This is a genomic window from Fulvivirga imtechensis AK7 (genome assembly GCF_000331535.1).
In the GTDB taxonomy this organism is placed as follows: Bacteria; Bacteroidota; Bacteroidia; order Cytophagales; family Cyclobacteriaceae; genus Fulvivirga; species Fulvivirga imtechensis.
In genome coordinates this window covers 1-10,974 of record NZ_AMZN01000030.1, presented here as the reverse complement: position 1 = coordinate 10,974, position 10,974 = coordinate 1, and the positions used below count along the sequence as shown (strand labels likewise).

General features: G+C 40.5%; 7 protein-coding genes. All 7 read left to right on the top strand.

The features are described from left to right. The first annotated feature begins 116 nt into the window (after nt 1-116). From C900_RS09180 to C900_RS09150, 7 genes are read left to right on the top strand one after another with little or no spacing between them, the layout of a single operon-like run. Nucleotides 117-2,756 carry a PKD domain-containing protein gene (locus C900_RS09180; protein ID WP_221408117.1) on the top strand — a complete coding sequence of 880 codons (2,640 nt, stop codon included), beginning with the start codon at nt 117-119 and terminating at the stop codon, nt 2,754-2,756. 21 nt (nt 2,757-2,777) lie between these two features. Further along, a complete protein-coding gene (locus tag C900_RS09175) occupies nt 2,778-5,732 on the top strand; it encodes a DUF6443 domain-containing protein (protein WP_040496285.1) in 2,955 nt (984 codons plus the stop codon). Between the two features lie 11 nt (nt 5,733-5,743). Continuing rightward, a complete protein-coding gene (locus tag C900_RS28290; protein ID WP_009579491.1) occupies nt 5,744-7,114 on the top strand; it encodes an RHS repeat-associated core domain-containing protein in 1,371 nt (456 codons plus the stop codon). Further along, a complete protein-coding gene (locus C900_RS09165) occupies nt 7,111-7,560 on the top strand; it encodes a DUF4279 domain-containing protein (RefSeq protein WP_009579489.1) in 450 nt (149 codons plus the stop codon). The genes C900_RS28290 and C900_RS09165 overlap by 4 nt, the downstream gene beginning before the upstream one ends. 17 nt (nt 7,561-7,577) lie before the next feature. Continuing rightward, the gene (locus C900_RS09160) at nt 7,578-8,891 is read left to right on the top strand and encodes a hypothetical protein (RefSeq protein ID WP_009579487.1); all 1,314 of its coding nucleotides are present in this window, start codon (nt 7,578-7,580) and stop codon (nt 8,889-8,891) included. A 50-nt stretch (nt 8,892-8,941) separates the two neighbouring features. Continuing rightward, nucleotides 8,942-9,958 carry a vacuolar protein sorting family 37 protein gene (locus C900_RS28285; RefSeq protein WP_009579485.1) on the top strand — a complete coding sequence of 339 codons (1,017 nt, stop codon included), beginning with the start codon at nt 8,942-8,944 and terminating at the stop codon, nt 9,956-9,958. 11 nt (nt 9,959-9,969) lie between these two features. Further along, nucleotides 9,970-10,539 carry a hypothetical protein gene (locus C900_RS09150; RefSeq protein ID WP_009579483.1) on the top strand — a complete coding sequence of 190 codons (570 nt, stop codon included), beginning with the start codon at nt 9,970-9,972 and terminating at the stop codon, nt 10,537-10,539. Nucleotides 10,540-10,974: the final 435 nt, after the last annotated feature.

Here is a 10,974-nt window from a genome sequence, read left to right as displayed (position 1 = left end):
TGTAATCCGTTGTGCCCTCCACCGTAGGTGTTCGGTTCAACATTAACTATGAATTGTTTTCCGAAAAAGAGAAGACGATTACTGTAAAAGACTGTGATGCTTACCAGAAGAATAGCATGCATTATTTTACCAATACCAGACTTTCTATTTCTCAGAAAAATATCAACTTGATCACTACAGATAAGGGAAAAGTCAGTTTCTCCTACTCTTCGGGAAGACAAGATTTAACAGGGGGTGTTATGCTTAGTAGTGTCACACTCAAAGATCATCAGAATGTTCAAATAGATAGCTATGAACTAAACTATAACTATTTCAACAAGAAGCCACTTTACTACAATATTACGGCTACCGAAGTATCATGCGGGGGTGATAAGAACTGTAATCGACTTAAATTATTGTCTATTAATAACAATGGAAGTGCTTTCAGGGCTTTTGAGTACGAGGAATCTACGTTACTGCCGCCACGAGACTCTCCCCATATAGACCATTGGGGCTATGCAAATGGGTATCGGTACCAATATGGTGCCAATGGCCATAGAGCATACTCCTCATTGATACCGGAAGTTAATATAATTGAGAACAGTACACCGGTGGCTACCTTCGAGGGGGTAGACAAATCTTCGCATTTTGATGCTACTAAAGCTTATGCGCTGAATAAGGTTATATTTCCGACGGGGGGCTATCAAAAGCTTGTATATGAGCCACACACCCAGTCAGGAGGTTTGAGAATATTTCAAGTATTATTAAGTGATGGAACGTCTGAATGGACTGATAGGGAGTATACTTATGAGGAAGCAGAAACATACAGCCGTCCGAAATATCATTACTATTTGGACACTTACTCTTCGGATACGGAGTGTTTTTACGCTTGGTGTGAGACGACTGAATGTAAGGTCGAATATATTTTAAGAAAATCGCAGTCTTTAACTCATCTTTACGATTTAGGTGGAGTCCATGTGGGCTACGGTAGAGTAACTGAAGCTCTTGCCGATGGTGGTGAGATAGTTCAGGAATTTTATAATTTCAGTGATCGTCCCGATTCGGCACCTAGCCCTGTTACCTCTTACAAGTATAAGGAGGGCCCAATCTATATGACATATTTCGAGGGTAATTTGGATCCGAATGGCTTACCATTCGCTCCTTATACTTCCTACGCCTGGGAGCGGGGTAATTTAGCGGATATATATTACAAGAATGCCAGTGGCAAAACGATCAGGCATATCCACAATGATTACAATTTTGATCTGTCCGAGGAGTTTAATATCAGTTCCTGGGTTATAGACTTAAATACAAAATTTGACAATGAATGGCATTTGGTATATGCTGCTAAATACGATGTTGTTATCAAGCCGTTCAGCGTGCAGCAAAGTATTGTTTCTGATTATGATCAGGACAACACCAATAGCATTTCAACAACTACAGCTTATACATATAATACACAATACCCATCTTTAGTGTCGGAGGTTCTTCAAACATTGGCAGATGGTACTGAGTTGAAGACCACTTTCAAATATCCTAAAGATTATAATATTAGTAGTCTTCCCACCTCTCCGCCGGTAAGATCCGGGGCCATCAAAAGTCTTGGGGTGAATAACAGCATTGCCACTCCTTTGGAAGTGGTGTACTATAAAAAAGGTCCATCTGAAACTTCTTTCGCCGTAGTTGGGGCGAAGTTGACAACCTACAAAAAGTATGGAGGAAATGTAAGCCGCGCGCTTCCTTTTGAAGAGTATCAGTTACTAATTCAAAATCCTATTTCAGATTTTCAATCTTCAGCAATAAGTACCACCACGGGAGATTTGACCTGGGATAGTAGATATAAGAAAATGGCTGAGTATACTTATGACCCCAATGATGGTCAAGTCATTAGTATTGTCGGTGAAGATGAGACAGAGGTAGGGTATACATGGACAGCGGAGGGAAGAATGGCTTCCGAAATTGTAAACCCATCGTCTAATGCTTTTTCAACTACGTATACACACGAACCTATGGTGGGACTAAAACAAGTGGAGGATTTGAATGGGAAAATTCGGACGTACGAGTACGACCACATGAACAGGCTGAAATTAATCAAGAACAATGATGGACACATCACGACACGGTACCGGTATCACCAAAAAAATGAGTTAGGGATTGACGCTACTTTTACTTCTAGTCGCGACTTTGCAGAAGTAGGTCAGTCGATTAGTTTTACCGCTACAGGTGCTGATCCTGTTGTCGGAAAAAATCAATACTACTGGGATTTTAAAGACAATACAGTGGTGGAAGATGATAAATACATTAGCCACTCCTACAGTGCTACCGGCACCTATAATGTTACATTGACCCTGCTTAATCCAGAATATGAAACGGTTCAATTTTCAAAGCAAATTAAGGTTTATCAACCTATGGAAATTGGCCTTTGTGTTGATGGACCTGCAGAAATAGATATTTGTGGAACGAATAACCCCACATATGGAACATGTACCTCGAGTGGAAATACCAGTATCACATACGTAAAGGTTAGCTCTCTAACTAAAGGATGTAATGGCCCATATACCTATGAATGGCATTATCAGAGGCCAAATTCTTCAACATGGTACATTTTGTTTGGTTCTTCTAATACCGTGCAATTTCCCGAGCAGTTAGTTTCTGGGTACTATACCATACGTTGTACGGTGACTGATAGCTGTGGCACTGAAGCACAGGGTTCAGCCACAACCCTTGTAAGATATTATCAATCTGATGCTGATTGTGGAGGAGCAATACAGAAATAATCCATGATTAATAAAAACATTATGAGAAGAATATATATTACCCTTTTCCTTCTATTTGCTGTTGCCTTTTATTCCATAGCTCAACAGCTCCCTACTCCCATCTGCAACGGACCTATTAGCGGAGAAGAAATAGTTAATGAAACCGAAATCTCTTGCAACAACGGTAAATCTTATCTGGTGATTAAGAGCCTTAAGCTGACTCCCGGATTTTCGGTGAGTGCATCTGAGCATGGAGAGTTTTATATTAAAATGCTTGATCAACCTACTAATGTTCCCCCTAATCCGGAACAAAACTATGTGCGAACGGAGATCATACAAGAATCTGGTATAACTACTGAAAACCAGATCGCGCCCCTATCTCCCAACGGGAAGGTCACCTCTTTTAACTATATTGATGGCATTGGAAGAACCATCCAAACCGTAGCTCAGGAAGCGGGAGCAAGTGGCAAGGATATAGTTCAACCTTATTCCTATGATAATAAGAGTAGAACCGACAAAGCATATATTGTCCAAGAGCATTCCGGTAAGGATGGGGCATTTAGGCCATCGGCTGTTACAGATCTTTTGAATACTTACACCAATGAGGTGCCTTATACATCATACAGCTATGAATCCTCGCCTTTAGATAGACTTTTAAGTACTACCGGACCTGGGGCAGTATGGCATAGCAACAATAAGAATATTTCCGGTAAAACAAAATTAAACACTGCCTCTGAAGTGCGAAAATGGGATGTGTATTCAGGTCTTCCACGATCTATCTCTACACACGCTGCTAACACATTAGTTTATGAACAGGTTGTAGATGAAGATGGTAATATCATTAAAGAATACTCTGATGCACAAGGAAGAGTAGTACTCTCCAGAGTGAGTAAAACAGGTAGCACAGAGACATTGGACACTTATTATGTATATGATGAAATGGACAGGTTAAGGTTCATAATACCTCCTTTGGCTGTCAGTAACTATACACCCACCGCTGATTATGCAGATACCTGGTATTACGAATTTGAATACGATGAGCGTGGTAACATAATTATTAGTAAAAGCCCAGGAGTGGACAAGGTAATAGCAATATACGACAACTATGGAAGAGTGGTGCTGATACAAGATGGCAATCAGCGTGCAAAATCTCCTGCAGAATGGTCGTTTTTTAAATACGATGAGCTAAACAGGCCGGTAATCACTGGTATATATAAAACGGCTAGACTTTATAAATACCTGATCAATGATGTAAAAAATACATCCTTAAATCCGTATCGCTTTGAGGTTAGAAATACTTCTTCCGTAGGGTATACCCTTAACAGGACATTTCCAACTACGGTAGGTGAGAGTGATCTGCTTTCAATAAGCTATTTCGATGACTATAGTTATTTATCTAATACTAATTGGGACGTGGAAGGGCATTCTTATGCTGCTATAAGCCAGCCGGAAGTGGCAGTAGCCGTTGATTATGCCGTCAAGGGACAGCCAACTGGAAGTAAAGTCAAAGTCATAGGAGGTAGCAAGTGGCTGAATACGGTTGTTTACTACGATAGCAAGTATCGCCCTCTTCAACTGATTGCAGAAAATCACTTGAATGGAACTGATCGAATGAGTATGGCTTACGATTTTATGGGAAGGTCGCAAAAAATGTTGCTTAATCATGTTACGGCCTCCGTGCAACTTAAGGTACTTGAGGAATATGAGTATGATCACAGTGGAAGGTTACGAACAGTAAAACATGCTATTGATAACCAGGATCCAGTAATCCTTGCCAGCTACAAATACGATGGACGAGATCAGATGATCGAGAAAAATCTATATTCGACTAACAATGGCAGCAGCTACATACAATCTATAGATTATATGTATAACATCCGGGGATGGCTCACCCATATAAACGATGCAGATTTGACTTCAGGCGAGAATGACTTGTTTGGGATGGAGCTTGTTTATAACAACGCCACCGTCTCAACGATAAATGGTCGATCTATTGAAAACCAGTATGGAGGTGATCTGGCAGCCATTTTCTGGAAGAGAAATGATGAACATAACAGTAGTATAAAAGAAGCTTACAGCTTTGAGTATGATAATTTTACCAGACTTATGCGTGCCAATTATGCTAACGAGACAGGCGGGTACACAGGTGATGGAGGAATGCATGATGAACGCGTCTTGCAATACGATAAAAATGGCAATATAAAGGCTTTGCAGAGATATGAAAATGTTGCTGGAGCAACCAACCCTACTTCCATTGATGACCTTACATATGCGCATACCGGTAATCAACTTCAGCAGGTTGAGGATGCTGGCACTTACCGCTATTTTGGATTTAACGAGCATAATGTTTCACTTCCTACAGAATATACCTATGATGAAAATGGTAATGTAAAAGAAGATCTGAACAGTGAAATTGTATCTATAATATATAACTATCTCGATCTTCCGGAGCGTATCGAATTTTACGATGGGATAGTGATAACGAATACCTACGATGCCACCGGAACACAATTGTCGAAAGTAGTTACTAAAGATGGTCAAACGATCAGGAGTACAGATTATATAGGTTCAATTCAGTATGAGAATGCTGAACTTGCCTTTGTATTACATAATGAAGGGCGAGCTATTAATAAAAGCGATAAATATGAATATGAGTACTTCATGACTGATCATGTAGGAAATACTCGTCTGACCTTTGGTATGCTAAGTGAGGTAAATGTGTATAAGGCTACCATGGAAGAGGAGCTGGCATCGCAAGAAGAATCAGATTTTTTAAATGTTGCGGCAACGAGATCCGGGGCAGCTTTGAATAGCCAGGTACTGAACACAACACCTTCCTCGCCAATAGTTCCTTTTCCGGAATATATAGCAACTACGAAGGGCAATACAAGTAGAACAGTGGGACCTGCCATACAACTGGCTGTAAAACAAGGGAGAAGCTTAAAATATCTGCCAATGCTATATTCACGAGTGACAAAGGGGGGGATAATTCATTAATACCTAATATAGTGGAGATTGTCACTAATACGTTTCAAATAGCCAACGGTGGAGAAACGCAGGTAATGTTTAATGCTTTTGAAACACACTTACCTGGTTTTTCAGCGCAGGTCAGTAATAACAACTTCAATGCACCTAAGGCATATCTGAATTATATGCTTTTTCCGGAAGATTATACGGGAACGCCTCAATTCGGCTATGATGCTGTTGGCGATGACGCATGGGGACAGTGGACCGAACTAGACATCGAAATAGACGTTCCGTTTGATGGGTATATCTACATTTATGTAATCAATGAAAGTACCGTTACAGAATGCTACTTTGATGACGTAACTGTGGTGCATGATCGCAACAATGCCAGGCTGCAGGTAACGAGCACTTCCGACTATTATCCTTTTGGTATGGAAATAGCCAGCAAAAAATATGTAAATGAAGGCCTGGTCCCTAATCATTTTAAATACCAGGGTTTATACAGTGAGTATGACGAGTACACACACTGGAATGCCTTTGCCATAAGGGGAAATTATGATAGTCGCTTGGGTACATGGTATAGTCAAGACCCTTATGCCCAATTTGCCAACCCTTACGTTGGTATGGGAAATAATCCGATAAATGGTGTGGATCCGGATGGGGGATTTTTTGGACCAACTGCTCAGATAATAGCTGGTGCAGTTGTTGGTGGTGCAGCAGCAGGCTATGCAGCTCGTAAAAATGGTGCAGACCTTGAGCAGACAGCATTGGCCGCGTTGGGTGGTGCTGTAGCAGGAGCGGGTATGGTTTATGGGCTTCAGCATGGAGTGCTGTCAGACGTTGGAAGGTCTATTGGCGACTTTAGTCGCATGGTGGGACCAACTGTGAATACCTTGATACATCTTTTTAAGATTGGGCAAGACATACCCAAAGGGCAGATAATAGTTGGTGAGATGTGGCTTGAGGAGACGATCTATGATCCGGCGTTTAGTGATTATTATCCATCCTCATTTTTAACAGGAAATGGTATAGAACCTTACAATATTGATGTAGATCTTCTAACACTTGGTTCTGGTAGTATTGTCAAGGGTGCAGCAAAAAAGATATTTTCCACTGCCGTAAAGAAGCAGGCAAGGAAGAAGGTTACCAAAACTGTCGCTAAGAAGAGTACTAAAACTATCAACGGCTTTAAATCAGTTGGAGCAGCAGGAAGAAACATGAACAATATTAAGCTGATTAAGCCTAACATGCTAAAAAAAGCCGGTATAGATGCTCATGCTCTAAAGAAAGAATTTTTGGGATCAAAAGGAATATCTAAATTTGATTTATATAGACACACAGAAACTGGTGAAATATTGATATTAAAAAAAGGTGGTGTAGGCGAAGCGATTTTTACAGGTATTTTCTTATGAAACAGGCACATACATTTGTTACTCAACTTAAGTTGACCTTAGTCGTATTTGGAGATCCTTTTAATCCTATCGATTTTACAAAAGACATAGGTGTTGAGCCGTCTGACAGTTGGTTAAAGGGGGATCTAATTGATACCTACATGGAATTGAGAAAAGGAAAATCAATGCAGAAAAGAAAGGAATCAGCTTGGGAGTATTCGATCGGTTTCATAAGTAGTTTGGATTTCAGCGAATTAACTCTGCAATTCGAAAGGATATTTGAAGGAAAGACTGGTGCAATTAAGAAATACGTAGAGAATAATCAACTTGAGGTGACTGTAAATGCGGTTATTGAAATAGCTAATGGGGAAACGCCATCATTGAACCTATCAAAGGAATTTATTTCATTTATTCATGATCTTGGTGCTGAATTGGATTTTGATTTATATCTATTAGAAGATGAATGAATTAGCTGTTAAAATATATGATAGTACGAAGAGCAAAGTGGTCTAGGACAATTATCCATCAATGCAAAAAAACTAAAATATTATTCGCCATATCGCTCATCCTACTCCCATTAACACTGTTTTCTCAAAACTTTGAAGTAAAGCTTAGTGACAAGCAAATACAAAAAGTAGAGAAAGCCAGGGATGCTCGTACTAAGCTGAAAAGGTATAAAAAGTACTACAGCAAAGACAGTTTGAAGCAGGCAAAAGCGGCAAGGAAGTATTGGAGGTATAAATCCGATAGCTTAGTTAAGGCCAACCGCTTGGCAGATGAATTGCCGGGGGGTCAGCATATAGATGCGCTTAAGGGTGTATCGCCAGATAGCAGCCAGGTGGACTCTCTGCAGGCTATAGCGCAGCAAAAGGTTGAGCAGGAGCTGAAAGCAGCCACGGGCGCTGCAGAAGTGGAACGTATGGCCGGTCAAAAGATCGGAGATCTGGATAATCCGGATAGCCTGAAATCTGCGGCTGGCCACGTTGCACAAGAGGAGGCAAAGCAATATGGGTCGAAGTTGGAGGGTATGGAAGAGTTGCAAGCCTTCCAGGAGGAGCGGAATGCTCTAAAAGAGTGGCAAGATGCTCCGGATACATACAAAAATGACGTGGAGAAGTATTCTGATGTTGAGGAGATGCGCAATACGGGAAGAGAGATGGCAAAAGAAAAGGCTGCTGAGTTTTTTGCCGCTCACTCAGAAAAGCTCCAGGCAGCTCAAAAAAAGCTTCAAAGGCTTCAGAAAAAATACATCAAGCTTCCTAATTCTAATGATATGTCCACAGCAGTAAAAAGAAGCTCATTAAAGGGAAGGCCGCTAAAAGAGCGATTATATTTAGGGGGTAACTTTATAGTAAATAGTATTAAACCATTTTCTATTGACCTTACTCCCCAGGTGGGTTACAAGTTTAACAAGAAATTTATAGTAGGAGTAGGGGGTACTATAAGACATACCTTTGGTAGTGATACCATTGCTTCTGTGCCTGCCATACCTTCGAATAGCTATGGCTACAAAGGCTTTACCAGTTATGATATAGCCATGGGTTTCTTTGCATACGGGGAGTTTGAAAGATTATCAAAAAAGGTAGCCATAGCTGGTAGTGATCAACAAGAAACAATATGGGTAAACGGATTACTTGCCGGAGCCGGAAAAAAATTTAACGTCCATGCATTGGTCAATGTCAATGTGTTAGTCCTTTACAACTTTCTCCATGATTATCAAAATGCAATATATCCAAGAGCGTGGACCTTGAAATTTGGATTTGAATTAAGTGAACGAGCATTTTTAAGGAGGAGGTAAGCAACTTAGTCCCTGTCCAACCTATGGTAATATTTTAGATTAACATCAAAATGAAAAAACTACTACTCATCACCACACTTCTATCTTTCAATTTTGCATTATTCGCTCAATGGGTGGAAGATGGAACAATAGTTACCACACTGGACCCTGTAGGCATAGGCACAAATAGTCCCTCAAATAGTCTTCATGTAAATGGAACTATGCGTCTGAACGGACTTTCGGCAATGCCTACAAATGCTACAAGTAATAACTCTTCCAATTATGTTACGAACTATGATTTTAAGCTAACAAGTGCTAACAATGGCCTTTTCATGACAGTTTCCAATACACAAAATGAGCGGAAGGTTTACATGCAGTCGGGGCATAACCATACAAGTTATGCCGAATATACGGGTATACTCTCCTTGAATCCTTTCGGAGGGAATGTAGGTATAGGAGAAAGAGATCCCTTAAACACGTTGCATGTGAACGGAACGATGCGGTTGAATGGCACATCATCATTACCATTAAATGCTACAAGTAACAATTCCTCAAATTATGCCAGTAAGTATGATTTCAAACTGTCGAGCAGTAACAACGGCTTTTATATGGCGCTTTCAAATAATTTCAATGAGCGAAAAGTCTATCTGCGGGCAGGTCATGAACATTCTAACTTTGCGGAGTATGTTGGTGTGCTTGCACTGAATCCTTTTGGCGGCAATGTAGGCATCGGTACTACAAATCCTGATGCAGCACTTGCGGTCAAAGGCCAAATACATACCCAGGAAGTAAAAGTAGACCTCAATGGTGCGGTGGCTCCCGATTATGTGTTTAAAGAATCGTATGAATTGCAGAGCCTGGAGGAGGTAAAGCATTATGTCGAGAACTACAGTCACCTACCTAATATCCCTTCCGCTAAGGAAATGGAGGAAAATGGTATAGAGCTGAAAGAGATGAATCTGAAATTGCTTGAGAAAGTGGAGGAGCTTACGCTTTATTTGATTCAGCAGAACGAGATCAACAAAGCTCAGGCGGAGGAGATAAAGGAGCTGAAACAGCAACTTGAAGAAGTAGTGAAGCAGAAGTAGTTCTATGCTCCATGATCACTCAATTTAAAACTCTTTTTGAAGAAGGTAAATACGATGATGTTGTGGTACTTTGGAGTGCTAGTTCTGAATTACCAAAACAGCATAATGCCAAAGTTGATCTATATCAAATCTTAGCCATAACTGCCGACAAACTTCAATTGTATAAGCTGGGTGTGTGGGCTTCTAAATCAGGAATGGACCTGCTCATAGACGAACCTCTATCCGATGAAAAAAGAGGCTCGATGAAGATGTTTGGCAAAATTGCCCTTGATTTTGAGTTAGGGGAGAGGAAGTATTTTAAAGCTTACATTCTCATTAAAAAATATGATCTAGCTTCCTATTGGGATTATTTTGAATCTCAAAAAGCCCATATATGCACAGTGCTTGCAAACAAGATATATTCAACGACAAGCATTGCCTTTACAGTAGCGGCTTTTTCGTTTATTTTTTTGAATAACAAGTTGGAGCTGTTGAGTCCGCTACCCTCCTTGATAGTCTATGGAGTTTGTGTGGTTCTGGGACTTGTAATTTTGTTGAGAAGGATTGCTGTCAAGAAACTGTGCTACCGTTGGCTAAGGTAGAGAATCCTGTGCGACAGACCTGCCAGGTTTTCGAGACCTGGCAGGTCTTAGAACCCGCGTACTGGTTCAAATCTTGAGCAAAGCGGTGACTTGGACCTTTGAACCATTGAAGTCTTCAGACTTCCCGTACCGAAAATTGATCCTGCTTTAGAAAAATCCCAATCCAAAGATGGTAGGCTCTATCAAACTTTGAAAGTTTAGTAAAGCAGCTTTTCAGACAGGAAGAGTTGGAAGTTCCGCATATGTCTCCGAACATTCATCGGATGAAACTTGCTCTGAGGTGATATTCATCCGATGAGGAGCTCTGCCATGTGGTTTGTTAATCTTCAAATGGATTTTTCGATTGTCTTTAATGGAAAAAGACCTGACAGGTTTTCAAAACCTGTCAGGTCTCTTGACTTTGGCTAATTACTAGATAATAAAAATAAGATGCTC